This is a genomic window from Vibrio sp. KMM 9700, from assembly GCF_058545285.1.
Genome location: NZ_CM178590.1, coordinates 632,188 through 654,562, shown reverse-complemented (window position 1 = coordinate 654,562; position 22,375 = coordinate 632,188). Strand labels below are relative to the sequence as shown.

General features: G+C 44.2%; 16 protein-coding genes. 5 read left to right on the top strand and 11 right to left on the bottom strand.

The annotated features are described in order from the left end of the window. Positions 1-87: 87 nt before the first annotated feature. From AC2VOY_RS14110 to AC2VOY_RS14060, 11 genes are all read right to left on the bottom strand, one after another. Positions 88-924, bottom strand: coding sequence for a CsgG/HfaB family protein (locus tag AC2VOY_RS14110; RefSeq protein ID WP_491833210.1), 837 nt, complete (start codon positions 922-924; stop codon positions 88-90). Between the two features lie 47 nt (positions 925-971). Then, positions 972-1,388, bottom strand: coding sequence for a curli assembly protein CsgF (locus tag AC2VOY_RS14105; RefSeq protein WP_491833209.1), 417 nt, complete (start codon positions 1,386-1,388; stop codon positions 972-974). A gap of 10 nt (positions 1,389-1,398) precedes the next feature. After that, on the bottom strand, positions 1,399-1,950 hold the full coding sequence (locus tag AC2VOY_RS14100; RefSeq protein WP_491833208.1) for a curli production assembly/transport protein CsgE: 552 nt from the start codon (positions 1,948-1,950) through the stop codon (positions 1,399-1,401). A gap of 5 nt (positions 1,951-1,955) precedes the next feature. Continuing rightward, entirely contained in the window at positions 1,956-2,633 is a 678-nt protein-coding gene (locus AC2VOY_RS14095) for a LuxR C-terminal-related transcriptional regulator (protein WP_491833207.1), read from the bottom strand. 367 nt (positions 2,634-3,000) lie between these two features. Further along, positions 3,001-3,474, bottom strand: a complete 474-nt coding sequence (locus AC2VOY_RS14090) for an AAA family ATPase (protein WP_491833206.1) — start codon at positions 3,472-3,474, stop codon at positions 3,001-3,003. A gap of 7 nt (positions 3,475-3,481) precedes the next feature. Then, complete coding sequence (locus AC2VOY_RS14085; protein ID WP_491833205.1) at positions 3,482-7,411, bottom strand: cellulose synthase subunit BcsC-related outer membrane protein; 3,930 nt, start codon at positions 7,409-7,411, stop codon at positions 3,482-3,484. Positions 7,412-7,422: 11 nt separating this feature from the next. Beyond that, complete coding sequence (gene bcsZ, locus AC2VOY_RS14080) at positions 7,423-8,601, bottom strand: cellulose synthase complex periplasmic endoglucanase BcsZ (protein ID WP_491833204.1); 1,179 nt, start codon at positions 8,599-8,601, stop codon at positions 7,423-7,425. After that, the gene (gene bcsB, locus AC2VOY_RS14075) at positions 8,594-10,924 is read right to left on the bottom strand and encodes a cellulose biosynthesis cyclic di-GMP-binding regulatory protein BcsB (RefSeq protein WP_491833203.1); all 2,331 of its coding nucleotides are present in this window, start codon (positions 10,922-10,924) and stop codon (positions 8,594-8,596) included. Before bcsB ends, bcsZ begins: the two co-directional genes overlap by 8 nt. Before the next feature lie 9 nt (positions 10,925-10,933). Further along, positions 10,934-13,543, bottom strand: coding sequence for a UDP-forming cellulose synthase catalytic subunit (gene bcsA, locus AC2VOY_RS14070; protein ID WP_491833202.1), 2,610 nt, complete (start codon positions 13,541-13,543; stop codon positions 10,934-10,936). Then, positions 13,536-14,375: a cellulose synthase operon protein YhjQ/BcsQ gene (locus AC2VOY_RS14065; protein ID WP_491833201.1), complete on the bottom strand. Its 840-nt coding sequence runs from the start codon at positions 14,373-14,375 to the stop codon at positions 13,536-13,538. The genes bcsA and AC2VOY_RS14065 overlap by 8 nt, the downstream gene beginning before the upstream one ends. Continuing rightward, positions 14,372-14,569 carry a hypothetical protein gene (locus AC2VOY_RS14060; protein WP_491833200.1) on the bottom strand — a complete coding sequence of 66 codons (198 nt, stop codon included), beginning with the start codon at positions 14,567-14,569 and terminating at the stop codon, positions 14,372-14,374. The genes AC2VOY_RS14065 and AC2VOY_RS14060 overlap by 4 nt, the downstream gene beginning before the upstream one ends. 329 nt (positions 14,570-14,898) lie before the next feature. Between AC2VOY_RS14060 and bcsE the strand changes: the two genes are divergently transcribed. The 5 genes from bcsE (at position 14,899) to AC2VOY_RS14035 (ending at position 22,343) form a co-directional block, all read left to right on the top strand. After that, the gene (bcsE, locus tag AC2VOY_RS14055; protein WP_491833199.1) at positions 14,899-16,449 is read left to right on the top strand and encodes a cellulose biosynthesis protein BcsE; all 1,551 of its coding nucleotides are present in this window, start codon (positions 14,899-14,901) and stop codon (positions 16,447-16,449) included. Continuing rightward, a complete protein-coding gene (locus AC2VOY_RS14050; protein ID WP_491833198.1) occupies positions 16,446-16,610 on the top strand; it encodes a hypothetical protein in 165 nt (54 codons plus the stop codon). The genes bcsE and AC2VOY_RS14050 overlap by 4 nt, the downstream gene beginning before the upstream one ends. 5 nt (positions 16,611-16,615) lie before the next feature. Beyond that, on the top strand, positions 16,616-18,238 hold the full coding sequence (bcsG, locus tag AC2VOY_RS14045) for a cellulose biosynthesis protein BcsG (protein WP_491833197.1): 1,623 nt from the start codon (positions 16,616-16,618) through the stop codon (positions 18,236-18,238). A gap of 544 nt (positions 18,239-18,782) precedes the next feature. Beyond that, the gene (locus AC2VOY_RS14040) at positions 18,783-19,874 is read left to right on the top strand and encodes a NapC/NirT family cytochrome c (RefSeq protein ID WP_491833196.1); all 1,092 of its coding nucleotides are present in this window, start codon (positions 18,783-18,785) and stop codon (positions 19,872-19,874) included. A 15-nt stretch (positions 19,875-19,889) separates the two neighbouring features. Then, positions 19,890-22,343: a molybdopterin guanine dinucleotide-containing S/N-oxide reductase gene (locus AC2VOY_RS14035; RefSeq protein ID WP_491833195.1), complete on the top strand. Its 2,454-nt coding sequence runs from the start codon at positions 19,890-19,892 to the stop codon at positions 22,341-22,343. Positions 22,344-22,375 lie beyond the last annotated feature (32 nt).

The following is a 22,375-nucleotide window of genomic DNA, read 5'->3' as shown; positions in this document are numbered from 1 at the left end:
AGCAGTACATCTCTGCACTGCTTGATTAATTTAAAACCGTATATAAATTTATTTATTTCATAAGTTAAAATATAAAAAAGAGAGCATTTATAATATTTGACGCGTTGTGGTGAGGTATTTTTGTAAGACTGGATTATTCGCATCTTCTGCTGATTTCAGATTCCACATGCCATGCTCTATGCCAGATGCAATGAGATGGATAACCGCCGCGTCAATGGCAGACATCAAGGCCAGGTTCACCGGCTCATTAGTGGTATAACCAAGCTCAGCTTCAAGCAAATCTTTGTAATCTATGTATTTAAATACGCCCGTCTCAAGCTCTTTAGATAAAATAGTTTTACTCGTGGTGATACTTAACAAAATTTTACCTGTGCGCACATCGACCGCACGTACGTTTACCGAGACTTGGTCAACTTGATATTGACCCGATGCGCCTATGCCTAAGTACCTTGCCCCAGCGCCGCCGGTTTGCATGTTGGAGTCATATGCGATAACCCCGCCTTCAATCACAAGGCTTGCCGGTTGCAAAGATGGTAACCCACCGTTGTGGTTACTTAAATCCCCTTCTTTGCCTTGGGCTGCGCGAATAATTTTGCGTTCAGTTAAAAGGTTTTGTAACCCTTCACGCTCAAGTGGGCTAAACCATTTTGACTCAAGCAAAGATTGGCTTAATAAAGAGGCTGCGCCTTGTGGAACAGCGGTTGAAAAGTTACTATTTGGTGAAGCTTTATATTGCCCAGTTTGATCACGAAAATCATACACACCCACCAATAATTTTCCGGATGGTTCTGGCAATGCAATTAAATCTTCATAATTCGCACTTCTTGGCATTAAATATGCTTCATCACTTAATCTTGGAATATCAAGCGAAGTCGCACATGCACTTAATAATAAACTTGCGCCCACAGCAATCCATGATTTCATATTAAAATCCTTCTTTATATTTTAACGCTTGTCTTTTTATTTATATGTTATAAGTCGGGAATTAATCCACTCACTTCAATTGTGCTGGATTCACCGGTATTTTTATCAATAATATTTACGACAAGTCCGCCGTCATTATCAATGACATTTAAAACAAAATCTTCCGTGATTAATTGACCACTATTACCACCACCTACATCTGAAAGTAACTGGCTAAGTAAACGTGATTGTAAGTTTGCAGCTAAACTTTCTAGCGCAGATATTTCTTCATATTCATAATCAGAAGCTGGGGCTTTATGATCATTTATTGCGTTAGCAACACCGAGTAAATAACTTGAGTTTAATGGGTTGCCACCAAAGGCTGGGTTAACAGGGGTATATACTAATTCACCAGCATAGGCAGATGAGAAGCTAAATATACTTGTAAGTAACACAACACGCTTAAGGTTTTTTAAATTTTTCATCATTCATTCCTTAAATTTCATCCTTTGCTAAATCAAACGTATCTTGAAAGTGCTGCTGGATCTTCCATTGCAATAAATATTTATCCACGGCGTCAACCGCTTGTTTGGCTTTAAATTCAATCTGGCTACGCGCAGGAGAAAGTGCGGTCCGATATATAATCTTTTGCCCGTGTCGAATTGAAATAATACTCCCTGAGAGCGCGGTGGCACGTTCTGTAATACTTAAGTTTTCGTTTTCACTACTTGCTTTATCGGCAATAAACTGCGAGAAAATGCTATAAAAATCTTGCCCAAAGCGCGTCATGGTGCGATTCACAATTAAACCAGATATATCATCTAGGCTTTCATCTTCTCCTTGGGCGTCCTTTTCTAGCTTTTCAGCCAGTTTATCCTCAACTTCTTTGCCTTCTGCGCTCTGTGCTTGGCTTTCTTGAGCTTTTTGCTGCTCGGCTGTATTTTGCTCAACCTTTGGCTTTTCACCATTTTCAGTCTGCGCAAACGCTTGCGTATGGAGAGAAAAAAAACCAAAAAGAAGCACAGTTTGGAGGAATTTGGTTTTCATAGGGCTCACCCATTCGACACAGCTTGCGAACTCGTAAAGCTTGTATTTCTAAGCCACATAAGCGCTTGCAGTCTATTTTTAACTTTGATTTTCTTAAAAATATTATGTAAATGGGTTTTAACTGTGTTTTCACTCACAAATAATGCATCGGCAATTTGGCTGTTGGAGGCACCATTAGATAGGAGCTGCATAATTTGTTTTTCGCGTTCGGTTAAAGTCACATCCATGCGGATGGTTGGGCAATCATTTTTACGATATGCCGTGATCAACTCTTGCGAAAGGCTACGGCTAAACCAAAACTCCCCTTTGAGTAAAATATTATTTAAGCCCTTGATTAAGATTTCAAAATTATCACAATCATAAAATACCCCGACTAGGTTAGGCCAAAGCAAGAATTCTTCGACTGGGGTTTCTTTTGGCATATTGATCAGCGCTTGGAATGAATGAAGCTCTTTTTCATATAAAAGCTGAAGGTATAAATTGGTATCTTTTTGATCTATATACTCATGGTCAAAAACAAATAAACTTGTTCCTAATTCTTGATCATTTAAATCATAGATATTTTTAAAAGGAATCACCTCGACGCTTAACTCAATTGACTTATCTAGCAAGTCCTTTAATAAACTTGCTTGCAATGATGCGTTAGAAACAATTATTACTTTCCTTAGTTTCCTTGTAGGCATAACTCACTTCCCGTGTCTCATCTAATCATAATGGATGACAATGTACTGGTTTAAAGCATATATCGCATTGATGAATTTAAAAACGTTAAAAAGATTACGGATTAGAGAAGGAATAAGATATCTATACTTTTTGCATGTTTATATTTTCATTAATCATTATAAGGTTCGATCAAAAATATAAACTTTTGTATTATTTTTATGCAAAAAGGACTAAACAGGTAATTAAATGTCAAAATTTACATTTAAAATCTGTGAACGTGATCGAATTTGTTTCTTGACTTGCAAAGGAAGTAATGAGAATTGGTGATCTGCTTCACAATTGAACAAATATTTGGGAATTTTTGACAACTAATACGAAAGATAATAATTATTCATTTTGCCATTTCTTGCGCATGCGTGAAATAACAGCTTCTGGGACTTGATGAATGTTCTGATATTCACCTTTGCAGACAATAATTTGCGTGCTGATGTGGTGCTTTTTTGCAAGTTTTAAGTAGGCTTTCATTTCCCACTTTTCAACAAATGTATTCGAAACAATTACCCAAGCATTTTGGGTTAATGCTGTCGCAACTTGGCGCTGACACCACGCATGAGCTTGTGGAATTTTAGTCCTATCAAACTGATAGTTCCCTGCTTGATTAACAAAATACATGTCCGTTTCAAAGTGGCAAATGCGCACATCTGGGTATTTTTCTTGCCAACTTTTTACGATTGCCTTGGCCTTGGTCGATTTGCCCGAACCAGGCAAGCCGCGCACTAATACTAGGCGCGGTTTGCTTGCTGGATAAGGGATGTCGACTATCTCGGCGTCGCTGAGGTTTTGCACCAAGTTATCACTCATATGCGGATCACTCAAAATCTGCATATAGGGTTAATGGCTCAATCGGCATCGCAACGGGCTGCCACCTGTCATTAAAGGTATAGCGCAGATACATCATATAATGGTTCGGTGCATAGTCCTCTGAGCGCTGCATATCCAACGAGGCACCGATATACCACCTTTTGGTTAACCTTGCCTCTATCGCCCCCTCTAGTGAGCCGCCAAAGCCGCCACCTGTTGAACTGCCATCATTGGTACCATAAGGGGCATCTTCTTTGGTCCACGAGTTGGAGATAGAGCCGCTCAAATAATACGACAGCCAAGGGGTTGGGCGCGCGTAATAGGTCACAGGCAAGGACACAGAATAATATTGTTGCGGGCTATAATACCCACCTGAGCCGTATAAATATTCACTCAAGTTTTTATCATAGAAGAACATCAAGCTGTTTGCACCAAGCGACAAACGCTGGTTTTCTTCATTGATGATCTTCCAATAGGCGCCGCCTAACAAAGCAAAACGCGTGTTATCTTCAACATTCTCACCCGTTAACCAATGCGCCTGCAAGCTGCCCCAATAACCGACAGGATCGCCCACATCATAGCTCAAGCCAAGCTTCACGCCTTGGGTCATCACCATGCCCCAATAATCACCGCGAGCCTGCGAAGCCTTAGGGATAGGCTCTGCGTCGGGATCTTGAGAATTTTCAAATTCACCCGGGACGGTCGCATTATCCGGCACAACCATGCCAGCATAAGAAAGGGTTGAACTGGTTTCGGCGCGGCGTGATGCCGTCACTTTCCAACCAAAGTCACCCAAATCACCCGCAAAGTTGACGCCACCCACCCACTCGGTTTTGTCAAAGCCTACTGGCGTGGTGCCGATATCAAACGACCAATCTTGCGCGCGCCAACCTATGCCTAGGGCAACGCCATCAACCTTTTGCTTAAAGTCTGCATCAAAGCTGTCATCCGTGCTGTAATAATCTAAACTGCCAGAGTCGAGTGACACATAATCTGCGCGCAGGAGTAAATGCCCATGATACTCTGGCATTGCAATCAAGGCTTCTACCGGCACTGTGACGCTTTTATTTTCACCGTCACGGCCACTATAATCCATGCCGATCATGACATAGCCATCACGTGCTTGGTTGATTTTATCTATATCTGATTTCACGCTACGTGTGAGCCAGTTATTGGCCGCTGTATCATAAAGATCGCGCAAACTTTCTTGGGGCGCTTGGCTTGGGGACTGCGTTGAGCTTGAAAGTGCTTGATGCAAGGTTTTTGGCGCGCCAATTGGCAAACCATCCTCTCTGTCATCGGTGGCAAACTCAGTTTTTGCTTTGGCTAACGATTGATATGCCATGGTTTTAGCTAGCGGCTCATCACGCATTTGCATCGCAATTCCAAGGCCTTGGCGATAATCCAAAGCACTCGCATCTTTTTCATCAACCAAAGCTTTAACCAACTCTGCGGCGCGCGCTTGGTTTTGTTTTTGCTTCGATTTATCTTCTAATGCGAGCGCGTAATAGGCCGCAGCAAGGGTTGTTTTTTGCCCACTATTTAACAGCTCATTTTGCTGATATAAGGTATCTAAAATGCGCTGATTTTCACGTAGCAAATTTGGATCTTGCTGACTTAATGCTTGGTTGACTTCCAATAGCGCCAAGTTAGCATCAATTGCCTCAAGGTTCGAGCGGCGTGACAATGGGGTTAACAAGTTTTTGGCGGCTTGGTAATCCTGTCTTGCAAGTGCGTCACGGGCAAATAGCTCATCGCGGCGATCATATAAACTTTGCATCGCAAGCGCTGCGGCCTCATCATTGCTTGGCATTTGTGGCGACGTAAGTCCTTGCTTCCAACGCGCGAAACCTTGCGCATCCTCTAAGTCAAATAAAGCCTCGCCTAGACTCAAATTTTGCTCAAAACTTAGCTGATCACGTTTTGCGAGCAAGGCGTTAATATCTGCCAGTGCTTGCTCACGCATGCCAAGGGATGCTTCCACATCAATAAAGCGCAGCTGGGCATCCAAATCATCTTGATAGAGCTTTTTAAGTGTGGCTAATTTCGCTTTGGCTGCGGCTGGGTTTTCTTCCACTAACTTGGCAAGTTCAATTTGCTGCGCAGTAAAGCTTAAGCGCGCAAGGTTATTACGCATGCTTTCGGTACGCTGGCTCGGCGCAATACTGCTGAGCTCGAAAATCGCATCGTTTAAGCGATCGCGGCGTGACAAATATAGACCGTAGGCAAATTTCATCTGCGCGCTGTTGTCTTGCTTGCGCCAATTCGCCATTAAACTATCTGCTTTGCCTGCTTGATTATTCGCAATATAGGCATCAGCGATATCGGCTTTATCCCAAGGTGACTCAGGTGGGTGCTCAATTAGTTTATCTAGAATAGACAAAACTTTAGCACTGTCTTGACTGGTTCGCGCCAAGGCTAATTGTTTCAATAAAACGTCTTGATTAAGCCCACGCGCGCGATCTGCCAATTCTTTTTGCCAAAACGGTGAGAGTGACTGGATATACGCCAGCGCTGCGCCTTGGCCCTCGCTCGCTTCAATCACATTGACAATTCCGCGGACAGCACTCGACTCTTGGCTGTCTAATTTTAATGCGTTTTGATATTCAGCTTTGGCTAATTTGTAATTCGCTTGCGCAAAGGCAAGATCGCCTAATTTAATCCGAGTGTAAGGATCATCAGGGAATAGTTCTTCCGCTTTATGATAGAAGGCTTTGGCTTTTGTATATTGCTTTTTCGCCAGTGCGCGATCGCCATATTCAAGGCTCACCCAATAAGATGAGGACTTAATTAGATAATTCCATCTATCGGTATGAAGTAAGTTTTGATCGTATTTTTTGCCCAACTCAAAGTATTTTAATGCTTCAATAGGTTGGTCTGTATTACGATACACCATTCCCAATCCGCCTAAAATATCCGGATCTTGTGGGCGCGTAGTCAAAGCATACAGGAGCTTTTGACGTGCACTGGCATACTTTTCTTGCTCAACTAATTCAAGCCCATCAAGTTTGGCAAGATAAGTTGGATCTTTACGCAACTCTTTTTCTTTAACCAATCTCTGGGCCGCATCTTGGTTGGCTTGTTGCAGTTTTTGGTTATTTGGATAATAGCTGGCCAAAATCCGATAGGCCTTGGCCACATCATCCGTGATATAAGCTTGATCTAAGCGATTTAATAAAAGCTCAGCCGCTTCACTGCCCACCGCGGGATCAGCAATCAATTTAGATAACAGCTTGATCCCTTCGCTATTTTCAGGCTCATCTTGAGTCAAATGCTTGGCATAAGCTAGCTCAATTCTTGGCACATCTGGGTAGCGCTGATATAAGTTTTTCAAACTCTTAAGCACTTTGTCATAACGTGCAAAAATTTGGCTTTCTATATTTAAATATTCAAGCTCTAAATCAGGGGTCGGCATGCCATCTGGGAAAATATCGTCATATATATCCAACGCCTCGGCCAAGCGGCCTGTTTTAGCCATTAATTGCGCTTGGTTATACGCATCTTTATGCTCACCTTGCAGCGAAATAATGGCTTGTAAGCGCTTCACTTGCTCCGAATTTGGATCGCTTTCGATAAGCTTTGCCAGCAAGCTTTTCGCTTGATCGAGCTTTTTCACTTTCAGCGCAGCAAGCGCCTCATAATAGTCACTATAAGGCGTGTCTGGATCGATGGCTTCAAGGCGTATCAATGTGCTTTCGAGCAGGTCATCACGACCAATAAGGCGTGCATATTCAAGCTGATGAACTAAAAACTCAACCGAATCAACCTCGCCGACATTGGACGCGCGCACTTGTCCTTGCGCCACTTCTTGCTTATTGCTAAGTGGCACCGCAGCAAGGCTATTTGGCGCATAAGCAGACACAAGCCCCAACACGGCACCTATGGTCATGGCAAGTGGCTTTTTCTGCTGTCTTCGTTTCACTGTCTGAGATGACAAATAAAGTCCTTTTACTGGCATCCAGTTTCCCATTTTAATTTTACTTGTCCATGTTCATCAAAGTGATAAAAACCTTGGTCATAGCCAAGCCCAAACATGGTTAACATGCGTGCGTAGTAATGATCTTGAATCAGTCTTGGCAGTGCATCGACTGCTTTTTTAGCAAATGCATCGGCTAACTGGGTTTTATTTTGACTGCGTAGCAGTGGGATCAAGGCGGCATCAAAACCGACATCTGGCGTGCCTTGGGCCTGCCCTGTTTGCGCATCAAATGACTCAGGCATGGCTTTGTTTTGCATCAAGTAATCGATCACAGGTTGCATCGCTTGCACCAAAGATTGCTTGGCTGGGTAGTTGTCATCTAACATCCCTGCCCACAAATAGGTGCGAATTGCGTTATAGCTGCCGATACTTTGGGTGTCTTCATCTGGCTTAAACTCGCCATCTTTATATAGCACCCAATCCGGACTATAGCCCAACGGCATGGTTTTAATCAGCATCTCAATGCTCGCTTGCTCGACTTGCTTCCATTTTAAATCTGGAAATTCTTGCGCAAATCGCGCCAACAATTGCGGCGGCACATAGCTTGGATTTAAACGCGCTCCAGCCTCAGACTCAAACCCAACAGGACCGGGCAATAGACTTTCGCCAAGGCCGTCTAGATTTTTCACTTCTTGGGCCAAAATTTGGCGTGAAAGCGTACGGCCTAAAATGGTGTAGTAATCATTTTGCCAAATGCGCCCTGCTTCAAGCAGGCTGTAGGCAATCCAGAGATCAGAATCTGAAGCTGGATTTGAGTCTAAAATGCCATACTCTTGATTGGGCAACTGCCCCCAAAGCCATGCCGGAAGGTTTTGCGTAAAGTCCCCTTTTGCAAGATTGCTTTGCGTCCAATCGACTAACTTGGCAAAGGTTTCTCTGTCATTGGCAACCAAGGCAAAAAACATCCCATACGATTGCCCTTCAGAGGTGGTGATCATGCGCGGATCACTGGTATCCACCACGCGCCCATCTTGCACATAATGACGTCTAAAGTCTTGCCATAGTGGCCAGCGGCAGTCTTGATTGGCCATCGCGCCAAGCATCAAATGAGACGGCGCAGGACTTGGCGCAGCCTCTGCTTGCGGCGCGTGAGCTAGGCTTAATCCAAGGCTAGTTAAAGCCAGAGTTAAGGCAAATGATTTAGTCATTGTCTTCTTCCTCCACAGATAAACGACGTGTCGCAATGCGGCGTAGAAGTCGCCAAAGCACAATAGTTGCCATGATCACAACAAAGATAGCAAGGCCTGCAATCAAGCTTGGATATTTCGAGAAGTGATACCAAATCAAATCTTTAAGTGGCAATTCACCCACATAATAGTGCTCACCCACATCAAAACTTGCAACGCTGTCTGGACGAATGCTGACCACAGAGCCTGTCATCGCATCCGCTTTGCCCGAGTCATATAAGCTGTCATTGATGAGGCTGAGTGATTCTGGTGAGTTACCCAACAGGCTCACAAGGGTGCGGTTTTTACTAAATGGTGACTCTTGGCTAGTGATTGCAGCAAAACTGCCTTGGGCCGAAATCGTCACTTCATCTGCTACAGGGTTGCCTGACATGTCAGATTCAAGCAAGCCGTGGTTGAAGGCTTTTTTCTCACCTAATGGCAATTGCAAAATACGCGCACTGGTGTCCATCAAGCTTTGGGCTAAGTCTTTATCTTCGACTTGATCAAGCGTCGGATCAAAACCAATCGCTAAGATATCTTTATCTTTCATCAATGCCTCGTCCCAGTCATCCACAAGCTGAATATTAAAGCCTGTGTAGCCGGTTTGTGAGCCGAAAAAGCCCATCAAGTTGACAAAGGCTTGAATACTTGGCTCGTTGATTTCTTTTGGCATCACGGCAACAGTTTCAGAAAGATCAGCCATACGCGTAAACGGATACCCTGCATGTGCAAAGGTGCGCAAATTAGGCATCTGGATGTAATGTGGGAAGCCACTAAAATCTAGTGTTGAGCTTGGATCAATCGCCGCATATTGCTTACTTGGCTGAGTGGTTTGACACACTTGTAAATCGCCCGTATTAAGCATCGAGTTAGCGAAACCGAACTCAAATTTAAGATCGTTCTGGCTGCCAATCTTAAACGCAGGAATACGAATTCTGTCGATTGAAGCGGCTAGATTATCATCGAGCAAAGGCAAACGCAGACGCGAATTATGGCTCGCATGCCCGTCTTTGGTCAGGTTAAATGCTTTCACAAAACCTTCATTCAAACTAAGACTTAAGCGTGAACCTGAGGTATCTGTTTGCGGCGGTGAATAGCGATAGGATAAATCCATCGGGATCCCACGGCTTTGCCAAGTAAAGATATCCGGCGGCAAGCGAAAACGCACATTAATCGGTGGCGGCGTCACACCTTCCACTTGTAGATCTTGCGCTTGTTTGACTAACTCGGCAAATGTCACTGGGCGTGACACGTCAATCCAGTTTGGCGCATCATAAGGTTTGCGCGGCAGGATTTTCTTCACTGAAGTGACTTTAGCAAATGAGCCCGTTAACAGTGACTCACCAAACACCATGCCTTGCGCTGCTTGCAATAAGTCTTTGCCATCACGCCCTAGCACCAACAATAACTTGCTATAAGGGTTGACCGGGTTGGTCATGATCTGTAGCGATGGGCCGCTGATCTCTGGTAAATCTTTCAAAAAGCTTGGACGGTTTTGATTGGTCACAAATACAATCGCATTGTCTTTTGGCAAGACGTCATATTCAATCGGAAAATCACTCTTACGCCAGTCCGCTAAGGTGCCAAAATAGCCGGCAACAACCCCCATGGCTTTGGTTTGCGCCAAGTCAGGCTGATTACCAATCATCATCGGCACAGACACAGGTTTTAAATCACGCTGATCAAAAAATGGTGCAGGGAAAAGGTTAAGATCATTTTTGAGCTGGGTCTTTTGTACCTTAAGGCTCAATTTACTTTCTTGGCTAAGCTCAGCCCAGATGCTGTTATCATTTGGCGTCGTACAGGTCAGTTTGGTATCACCAATCAGCTCAAAATGCAGCTGGTTGTAATCAGAAAACAGGCGCGGATCAAGCTTGATGCTTTGATGCACTTTTTTGCCTTTCATCTCATCTTCTATCGCCACCACGCCCATCAGCTCATTATTTAAATAAATCTTGATGTGTGACACTTCAGCCAGTAGCGCAGGTGAAGGCGTAAAATCAAAATCAAGTGAGCCTTGGGTGATGATTTCATCTAAGCGCGAGCCAAAACCTATATAAGCACCGCCGCCATTGCCCGCCATAATCATCGAGCCGGCGTAAGAAAGATCCGCAAAGGTGTAGGTGCGATCTTCTATCGGCGCACTTTGCAATGTTGGCGCTGGGGATGGTGCTTGTGTTTCGGCTGATGTTTGCGCTGTCGCGGCAGCCGCATCTTGTTCATTGGCTGCATACGCAGGAAATAAACTTGAAGCCAAAGTCGTCATCAAAACAGCTTGGGTAATTTTTGAGAAATTCAACATGTATCGCTACTAACCTTTCAGACTAATAAAACTCGGTTTAAACGAGGCAATAAATTTAAAAATATGGCCGATAATCATACTTGGGATACGGATACACCAAGGGCCATGTTTCATGAGTCGATAATAACCTTGGCTACCGATTTGAAGCACGCGCCACATACTCAGTAGAGGTTTATCCGCTTGATAACCACTTTGCCATTGCGACCAAGTGTCGGCTCTTGCAAAAGTGCACTGCACATAATCAATTTGTTGTTGATTAGTCAGTGAATTTAATTGCAAACCAAGCACTTTGCCATGGCTATAAGTGACGTGCACAGGGAAGCTAAGTTTTTGCCCTGCACGCTCTAAAATAATATCAAATTCATAACCTTGGGCTGAATGAATCGGCTCTGGAAGCTCAACTCGGCAGCCGCCAAGGGAGAAATCTTTCATCGTTGCGCAAATCACATGGCCTGACTTGAGGCGAATGCTCATCGGGATATCCACCACCACGCGGTGATCTTTACGAATTTGCTTGGATTCTTCTGCCACCGCGACAGCGCCGCCTAAAATCAATAAGTTGTAGAACACCCAAAGCATGTTCACAATCGTACTGCCAATTTCTTGCGGATCGCCCCAAAACAGGCGATAAATCCCGTACGCAACCCCTAATACATTAAGCCCAACTAAGGCTAAATAAGGTTTAGTGATTTGCCAGTCATAGTGAACATTTTCAATCAAGCCGCCTTTTGCGGTCACGTTAAAAGTCCCTTTATGCGGCGCAAAAAGTGCCACTGTGGTGGGACGCGCAATGTACCAAGAAAGCACAGTTTCATACACCTCCCCCCAAAATGAATAGCGATATTCACCCTGCATGCGCGAGTTGGTAATGTTGGCATGAATCATATGAGGCAAGACGTTTAGTAGAATCGCGAGCGCTGGGGCATAAATGATATAGGTATGCAAAATCAAAAATGCGAGCGGCGCGAGCAAGAAGATAATCCTTGGGATCCCAGATAAAAAGTGCAGCATCGCATTGGCATAACATAAACGCTGTTGCCAACGTAAGCCTTTGCCCATAAATGGATTATCGACTCTAAAAATCTGCGCCATGCCGCGCGCCCAACGGATCCGCTGACCAATGTGGGCAGACAAGGTTTCGGTCGCAAGCCCGGCTGAAAGCGGCTTACGCAGATATGCCGAGCGATAGCCCAAACGGTGCATACGCAATGAGGTGTGCGCATCTTCGGTGACGGTTTCCACTGCAATGCCGCCAACTTCAAGCAATGGACCACGGCGAATAATCGCGCACGATCCGCAGAAGAAGGTGGCATCCCACAAGTCATTCCCGTCTTGGATGAGGCCATAGAATAAGTTGCCTTCGTTTGGCACATCACGAAAGTTTGACAAGTTACGCTCAAATGGATCCGGCGAGAAAAAGTGGTGCGGCGTTTGAATCATCGCCAAGTTTTTATCTTTTTCAAACCAGCCCATCGTTAACTGGAAAAATGCACGGGTTGGGATGTGGTCACAGTCAAAAATGGCCACAAACTCGCCATCTGTGTGTTTTAACGCATAGTTGATGTTACCGGCTTTGGCGTGCTCATTGGTTGGGCGACGGATATAACCGACCCCGGCCTGCTCAGCAAATTCTTTAAAGCTGTCGCGTTTGCCATCATCTAAAATGTAAACCTTGAGCTTCTCTTTTGGCCAGTCGATGCCCAGCGCGGCATACACGGTTGCGCGCACCACGCTTAAATCTTCATTATACGTCGGGACAAAAAGATCAATTGTTGGCCAAGTTTCAGGCGAGGCTTGGATTTCGGCAGGCTTACGTTTAAGTGGCCAGATATTTTGAAAATAACCTAAAAGCAAGACGATAAAGGCATAGGTTTCTGCCAATAATAAGACAATCCCAAGGCCAAGTCCTAAGGCATCATCCCAGTTTAGGCTTGAGGTATAGCGCCACCAGATATAACGGCACGACACGGTCACCGAAAGCACTATCATCAAAATGGTCGCAAAGCGTCCCGGCATGCGGCGAAACATCATCACCAAGACCCACAAAATACCGATAAACAGCAGTTGTGACGCGGTATCAAAAGGAACCGTGACGCTTAAAAACGCCATCGCCACCACCACAATGCTTAATACGATATCAAACATACGGCTAACGCGCTCCGCCTTTTGCACATTTTCATCTTTTAAATCAACACCTTGCTCAGCGCGCGATTCAAGTAATAAGACGAAGTTAGTCAGGCTGGTTAGTGGCAAGTAAAAGACTTTTTTGATCCCACCGCCAAAGCGTTGCAGCGGGGATACAAAATCAACTTGAGCCAAGTTCTTACGCGCCGTTTGTGGCACCAGCAGCAGCCATACGCTTTGAATCACAAAACGAAGCAGATCAAACAGGCGTGGGCGTGACCAGTCAATTTGCGGGTATGCGTGGTATAAAAACTTCCAACTTTCGCCAACGCGCGGCAACTCTGGTTTTAAAAAGATAAAGGAAAAGATAAGCCAAAGCCCAAGGCAAAGTTTGCCCATTGGCGAGACTACACGGCCACGCGCATAGAATTTAAGCTGCTGACGAAATATCGCCACAACCTGTGGCTGAAAAAATAGCGCAGTCCAATCAAACATCGGCATTTTCCGTTGCTGCAGCGAAGTTTTCGCGGTTTAACAAAGACATGCACCAAAATGCAAGCGAGTTAAAATCACGCGCAGCTTGGCTATATGGCGCATAGTCAATCACAGGCATGAGGTTTAACAGTGCATCGTTTATCGAGGTATCTTGATGCAGATACACAGGCACTAGGCTTTCCAGTTCTTGCTCAAAAATAATCCGCATATCACGGCTATAACTGGCAGTCGCTTCCACACGGTTGAGAAGCACTTGCACATCGCACACTTTAGCTAAGTTTTGCAGCGGCTGACTATTAGGTAATAAAGCATAATGTTGAAAATCCGCGCAGCCCACACACAATACCAGATCGGCGCTTTGGCATAGGGCATAATGCGCCGCTTGCATCACTTCCAATGCAGGTAACAAAATTAGCTGCCACGCTTCTGCTTTGCTCGCCGGTGGGGTCAAGCTTTCGGCCAATACATTTGGCTGATCTCGCAATGCCTGTGCCAAGGCTTGGCTTTGCGCGGCGTCAAGGTTGCCATACGGCGCAAACGCGACTTGACGCTTTGAGCTGTACACAGAGCCAAGCCATGCTTGATTGATTTCACTTGAGGATAATTGCCCCGCTTGCAATGTTTCGGTTTTCAGCGCGTGATTTGCCGCCTCAACAGCCCACCCATTGGCATCATGAATATCCATCGCAAAATGCAAACGCAGCACATTTTGCGGATTCATATCAATCACATAGCTTGATTGGCCAACGGCATTGAGCGCACTCGTTAAATTGGCGGCGACACTGGTTGCACCGGTTCCCCCACGCGAACTAAAGATAATGATACGTTTCACTTGTCTTGTTCCTTGTGTTGGGATGCCGAACGCATTTTATGTAAGCGTTTTTCTGGGGTTGCGAGCAAACCTTTCCATTTGTTTTTTACCGCTTGATAACGCTCTTTTTCGGTGATTTCAAGATAACGTTGTGGTTTGGTTTCATAAGCCTCAAATAACAGGTTGATATCTTGGCTTAGCTCTTTTTTAGACATAAGTTATGTGCGCGCCTAGTTGGTTACTTGTCTCAACGTTCAGGATGAACTGAAACGCTTTGATCTAAAGTGTCAATTGTCAAAAGTTTAATAAACATTGTTTCAACAAAAATATATTCGTGTCTAGCGTTTTTATCTATTGATAAACCTTATAAATCAAGGTTATTTCATTCTATATATTCATTCGTAATAGTCACACAATAAATAATAGTTATGAATGTTAAATTATATCAATTTTTAAGTTTTTTATAAGTAAAAAAGCATATTAAGTTTACTTTTTTTTGTTTATAATCCATCGCACTACCTTTTTGTGCAACTTTGAGTCCATTATGTTCGATCTTGATTATCTTTCCTCCAAAAATATGGCCCCAAACCTCTATATCCACACCGTCAGTAGCCAGTATTTATCGACAGCTTATATAGATAGTTTGCTTGAGAAAGAGCAAGATGCGCACTTTGTATACATTGCAGCTTGGGATAAATTTAAACGCGGCTACGACAAACCTGCTCTCAAACACATCAAACAAACCCTAAAACAACACTGCCAAAGTGTGTATTTTTTAGGTGAAAGCGTTGCGAAAGAAAGCTTGGAGACGATTGCAAGCGATCTTGATAAAATCAACTTTGCGCCAAAAGGCTTACCTATTTTAGTCTTTCCCGATCAAGTTCTGGTGGATTCAGATTTTAAACGCCGGCATGCATTTGCACATATAGTGCGTAAGATTTCGCATAAATTTAAAAAACCTATTTTAGTCGTGATCCATGGTTACGAGCACCAGTTCATGCATAGCGAAATCATGCGCTACCCTGAGCTGTATTCTGGGCTTTTAAACCTGCAAGCCATAGATCAAAATCATCGCTATTTAAATGTGCATTTTTGGTCTTCACATGCCGGCTTATTTTATGACAAACAATATGATTTGGTTTATAAAGATGAGCTCAATCGTTTGAGCTTAAAAGACCCTGTCAATCAAGTTGATGACGGCGCGCAAATTACAGATGATTCACAAATTTACATGTCTAAATATGCACAGGCTAGCCAGCAATCGAGCTCGGATAATTTGCATATATTTGAGTCGAATCAAGATGTGTTAGATATGCATATCTCTGATTATGGCACTGTCGTTTTTAGTCTTTCTGAGCAATCAGAAGTGAAGGCCCTCGGCGTGCTCTGCTTGCGCTTGCGCCGTAAATATGGTGAAAATTTGAAAATTGCAATTCGCGAAATTCGCCAATGCTTGCGCTATTCTGATGAAATGTTTTTAACCAAAGCTGGCGCAAATGTCATCATTGGCTCAAATATCAACTATGCGCGCTTTTTAAATATGCTTGAAACCTTGCAAGGCCAAGTTCTTAAACGTAACTTGCCAAGCTCGGTGGAGCACTTGCTCACCTTCCACACCAGCTCAGGGCGCAAAGGCTATGTACCAAATGCTATCTTTCTTGAGCATGTCAAAGAGTTAATCGCCCGCTATGATGAGTCTCAAACTCAATTTGCATTAATTAAATTTAACACCATGCCCAACATAGAGATGAGCGCATATTTAAGTATGTGGGATATAAAACGTGATGGTGATATTATTACCACTTGTGAAGATAGTATTTATTTACTGCTAAACTCTGTGCGTGAAAATAATATTAGTGTTGCGCTAAAAAATATTTTTAGAATTCCAGTTGGCGATGCGTTTTTATCCCAACAAAATTTCATCACCATTAACCGCATCGAACACGAACTCACCTATATTCAAGATCATGGTGTGGATATTAGCTTTGATAGCAAAATACTTGACGCTTACTTTTCTCCTAAAGATGTGGTTTCAGAAGATAAACAATCCACTCAGATACACTTTGCAACCCATACCCCTTGGAGTGATGCATGAATATTTCTGACTTTTTAATCACCGTATTTTGTGCGCTTGGGGTTGGCTTTTTAGCCGGCTTTTTATTCCGTGATGTGATGATTTTTGTACGTAAGAAATTAGCTTATCGCTTGCGCCGCCCGAAATATCTCCAACAATATACTTTTGAAGAAGACGAATAAGATATATGAATAAAACACAAGTCCCAACATGGCAATTACTTGGCCTTGGTTGGTGGAATATCTACTTTATTATTAAGCTTGGCTTATTTTCGCAAGGCATTATTGGCTTTCATCCATTAGAAAATATTGCTTTTGCCTTCTTTTTATTAATTCCTTTGCAAAAGTCGTATTTACGTATTGGCCGTCAAGTGATTGCGGTGATTATCGGCTTTTATTTGGCTCACTATGACTCCTTTTTACCGCCACTAGAACGCTTATGGGCGCAAATCGGCCAGCTGTTAGACTTTAAACTGGATTATCTAATCGAGCTGATGGGACGTTTTATCTCCCTCCAAGCCTTGATTGCTGTATTTGTCGTGATCGCAGCATATATAGTGCTAAACAAGGTGCTGCGCGTATCCGTGTTTGTGATATTGGCGATGATTTATATTGCCGTGCCAAAACCAAGCCCTGCCCCGCAAGCAAATATAGCGCAAGCTGCGCCAAGCACAGCGAATGCAGCAAGTGGTCAAACTGCGCCGGCGCAGCAAGTGGCAAATGTCACCGATGATGTATTAAACCAAGCGCGTGATGCCTTCTTTGAGAAAGAGCAAAGCCGTATTGCTGATTTCCCAGAGGCTGCGCCAAGTGCCCCATTTGATGTGTTATTTTTAAGCATCTGCTCGGTGGCGTGGGATGATATTGAAATTGCAGGCTTAAAAGATCACAAATTGTTTAAAGAATTCGACATTATGTTCGACAACTTTAGCGCTGCCACCTCATACAGTGGCCCGGCGGTCGTACGTTTGCTACGCGCAGGCTGTGGCCAAGTGCCGCACTCAAAACTCTTTGAACCAGCACAAGATGAAAAATGCTACCTGTTTGATAATTTAGCAAAATTAGGTTTCAAACAAGACTTTATCATGAACCATGACGGCCGCTTTGATAACTTTATTGGCCTGTTACAAGAAGATGGACACTTAAAATCAAACTTAGCCTCGCACGATGGTTTAAAACCCTATCAAACTGTGTTTGATGGCTCGCAAATATATCGTGATAAAGACGTTTTAAATCGTTGGCTACAAAACCGTGAGAAAGATCCAAGCCAGCAAGTGGTCACCTTGTTTAATACCATTTCACTGCACGATGGGAACCGCATTATTGGCGCAAGCGATCAAACCGGTCTGCCGGGTTATAAAATTCGTCTGAAGAATATGCTTGATGATCTGTATGATTTCTTCCAAACCTTAAAAGAATCAAAGCGTAACATCGTTGTGGTGCTTGTGCCTGAGCATGGCGCGGGAATGCGTGGTGATAAAATGCAAATTCCAGGAATGCGTGAGATCCCAGCAAAAAGTATTGTGCATACACCCGTTGGTCTAAAGATTTTTGGTGAGAACTTGAAATCAACAGGTAAAACTGTGCATGTTGAGCAGCCATCAAGCCACTTGGCAATTTCAGAGCTTCTTGGACGTATTTTGTCGCAAGACTTATACAGCAAAGAAAGTTTTGATCCCAATGCTCTGGCAGCGGATTTACCAGAGACAGATCTCGTTGCACAAAACTCGGGCAGCACTGTGATGGAGTTCCAAGGCAAAGTCTATGTAAGTTTAGATGGTAACTCTTGGAGTGAATATCCAACGAACTAAACTTATAGTTGCTATATAAAACGATAAATAAAAACTGCCTCTAAGTCTTTCACTTGGGGCAGTTTTTTTATGCCCGAAGCAAATATTTTTATCCCGACACACATCTTTGGGGCACAAAAAAGCCATAACAAAATTTGCTATGGCTTGCTGTTGGTAACAATCAACTTCTTCCTGAAGCGCCTTACCTAAAATGTAATGATGCAAACTTGATAAATGCATGGACTGGAAACATTTACCAAGTAACCTTAGGGATGAAATGCTAATCTTCCCGTCAGGTTATGAATAGAGACAGAGCAAATCAACAATAACTTTCAGGTTTTTTAAACTTTTGTTTACAAAGCGTTCAAAACCTAGTGTTTTAGTCAAGTAACTATCTGATTAAAAAGAAAACAATCAGTACGTTTTCGCAAAATAAGATTTGAATAACCCTCACAAAACTACTTCTTTGGTGTTAAACTTAACATACCCCCTAAGTAGGACTGATTAAGCTATATTTAGGTTATAAAAACATAATTGGGTTATAAAAACATAAAAGGAAGCAAAGATGAAAAAACGTTACCTCGCCCTCGGCGCTGTGGTATGTATTGCAATCGGCTGGCTCACTATGGGCGGTACGGCAGCGGTGCTTCACGCCACTTCAGACACTGAGTTCTGTCTCTCATGTCACTCTATGGAACAACCTTATAAAGAGTATCAAGGCTCAGTTCACTATAGTAATGAAAAAGGTATTCGCGCAGAATGTGCAGATTGCCACCTCCCGCCAGATACGTTTGACTACTTAGTAGCAAAAGTGCGCGCATCAAAAGATATCTATCACGAGTTTGTGACCGGTAAGATTGATACCCCAGAGAAATACGAAGAACATCGTATGGAAATGGCGGAAACCGTTTGGGCGCAGTTTAAAGATAACGACTCTGCTTCGTGCCGTTCATGCCATAGCTTTGATGCAATGGAAGAATATGACCAATCACAAGGTGCACGTGATATGCACCAATATGCGCAAGAAAATGATCAAACTTGTATCGATTGCCACAAAGGTGTCGCTCACTTTGCGCCACAAGCAAAACTTGATACGTCTGCATTTGATCACCTATTTGATCTTGCAAAAGAAACCCCACAAGATGCGCCAGCCGTCTACCCAATCAACACAGTTGAAATGGGCGATTTAGCAACCATCAACCCAACTGTTGAGCTAGCCGTTAACAATACGGATGGCAACAAGCGCACCGTGACTGTTTCTGGCTATCAAATGAAAGGCGCTGAATCTGTGATCTACATGGGTGAAGGCAAACGTTCAATTTTGGCAACCTTAACTGAAAAAGGTCAAGCAGCAGTTAAACTTGGCGAAGCGACCACAGATAGCTACGGCAACGAATGGCGCCCAGCAAGCTTAACCGGTGAGATTGAAGCAGATGTTCTAGCTTCTAACAAACCACTTTGGGACTATGCCGAAGAGCTAGATAACGTTTATTGCTCAACGTGTCACGCGAAGATCGCACCAAATCACTTCACCGTGAATGCGTGGGGCCCTGTTGCGAAAAGTATGGGTAGCCGTACAGATATCTCGGATCTTAACCTTGAGATCTTAACTAAATTCTTCCAAAGCAATGCGAAAGACGTTGCTGGTCACGAATAAGAAAGGAGTGAGAACATGACTACTATTTCACGCCGCGGATTTTTAAAAGGCACAGGCGCAACAGCTGGTGCTTTGGCGATTAGCTCTATCACTCCGCTTAAAGCTAGCGCTGCTGGCCGTACGGATAATTTAATTTTAACCGCTGGTCGTATGGGGCCACTGCTATGTAAAGTTGAAGATGGCAAACTGGTTGAGACCAAATCTGGTCTTGCGCAAACCGTGCCAAACAGCTTGCAAACCACAGGTCCATCACAAGTGCATACTAAAGCACGTGTGGCGCATCCAATGGTGCGTAAAGGCTTTTTAGAAAACCCAAGCGCGCCAACTGGTCGCCGCGGATCTGATGAGTTTGTGCAAGTGTCTTGGGATGAGGCTTATAAGCTGATTCACGAACAACACATGCGTATCCGTAAATCTTACGGCCCAGAATCAGTATTTGCTGGCTCGTATGGCTGGCGTTCATCAGGCGTTCTGCACAAAGCGCAAACGCTGCTTCAACGCTACATGAGCATGGCTGGCGGTTATTGTGGTCACATGGGTGACTACTCAACAGGCGCTGCGCAGGTGATCATGCCACACGTTGTGGGTGGGGTTGAAGTATACGATCAACAAACCACTTACCCTGTTGTACTTGAGCACAGTAAAGTTGTCGTACTTTGGGGTCTTAACCCATTGAACACGCTTAAAATTGCTTGGTCTTCAACGGATGGTCAAGGTCTTGAGTTCTTCCACCAGCTGAAAAAATCTGGCAAGCAAGTCATCATCATTGACCCAATGCGCTCAGAAACGGCTGAGTTCTTTGGCGACAATGCCCAGTGGATTGCGCCGCACCCACAAACAGATGTGGCAATGATGCTAGGTGTTGCGCATACGCTTGTGAAAAACAAGATGCATGACACTGAATTCCTAGGTAAATACACTGAAGGCTATGATAAGTTTGAAGCTTATCTACTTGGCACTGAAGATGGCACAGTAAAAGACAGCAAATGGGCTGAAAGCGTTTGTGGCGTCCCTGCTGCGCAAATTGAACTGCTTGCGAAAATTTTCAAAGAAAACCGCACCATGCTTATGGCTGGTTGGGGCATGCAGCGTCAGCAATATGGTGAGCAGCGTCACTGGATGCTAACCACCCTTGCAGCAATGCTTGGCCAAATTGGTCTACCGGGTGGCGGCTTTGGTTATTCTTATCACTATTCAAATGGTGGTAACCCAGCGCGTGATGCAGGCGTTCTTCCTGCGATTTCACCAAGCCTAAGCAGCTCAGGCACAAGTGGCAATGACTGGGCATCACAAAGCTCAGTTGCAGCCTTCCCTGTGGCGCGTATCGTTGAGTGTTTGGAAAACCCAGGTGGTCAATACTTCCATAACGGCCATCAAATGACCTTCCCAGAGCTGAAAATGATCTGGTGGGCAGGTGGCGCGAACTTTACGCATCACCAAGACACAAACCGTTTGATTGAAGCGTGGCAAAAACCTGAACTTATCGTGATTTCAGAACCTTACTGGACGGCGGCGGCAAAACATGCGGATATCGTATTGCCTATCACCACCACCTTTGAGCGTGATGATTTAACCATGACGGGTGACTACTCGAACCAACACCTAGTGCCAATGAAGAAAGTGGTTGAGCCACAAGGTGAAGCACGTGATGACTTCCAAGTGTTTGCGGACATGGCGGAGCTTCTTGCGCCGGGTGGCCGTGATGCCTACACCGAAGGCAAAACTGTGATGGAATGGCTACGCGATTTCTATAAAACAGCGCAACAAGGTGGTCGTAACGCACGTGTGCCGATGATCAACTTCTCTAAATTCTGGGAAGCAAATGAGCTGATTGAGATGAAATGGAATGAGAAGAATGCACAATTTGTGCGTTATGCTGATTTCCGTGAAGATCCTATCTTAAACCCATTGGGTACGCCAAGTGGTAAGATTGAAATCTACTCAAAAACGATTGAAGGCTATAACCTTGAAGATTGTCCACCGCACCCAACTTGGATTGAACCAACTGAGTGGGCACTGCGTACAAATGATGATCACTTGCAGTTAATGAGCTCGCACGCGGCGCACCGTTTGCACAGCCAATTTAACTATGCGGACATTCGTAAAGAATACGCAGTGCAAAATCGTGAACCACTTACTATCCACCCAGAGGACGCAAAAGCGCGTGGGATCAAAGATGGTGATTTGGTACGCGTGTTTAACAACCGTGGTCAAGTGCTTGCAGGTGCATTCGTATCGGATGGCATCAAACAAGGCAGCGTGTGTCTGCACGAAGGTGCATGGCCAGATCTTGATCCACAAACTGGCATCTGTAAAAATGGCGGCGTGAATGTCCTCACTATGGATATTCCAACCTCACGTCTTGGCAATGGTAACTGTGGTAACTCAGGTATCGTACGTGTTGAGAAGTTTGTCGGTGAAGCGCCAGAACTAACAGCGTTTGAGCCGCCTAAGTTCACAACAGCTTAAGTCTCATTAACTTAGGTTAATAGGCGAAAGAA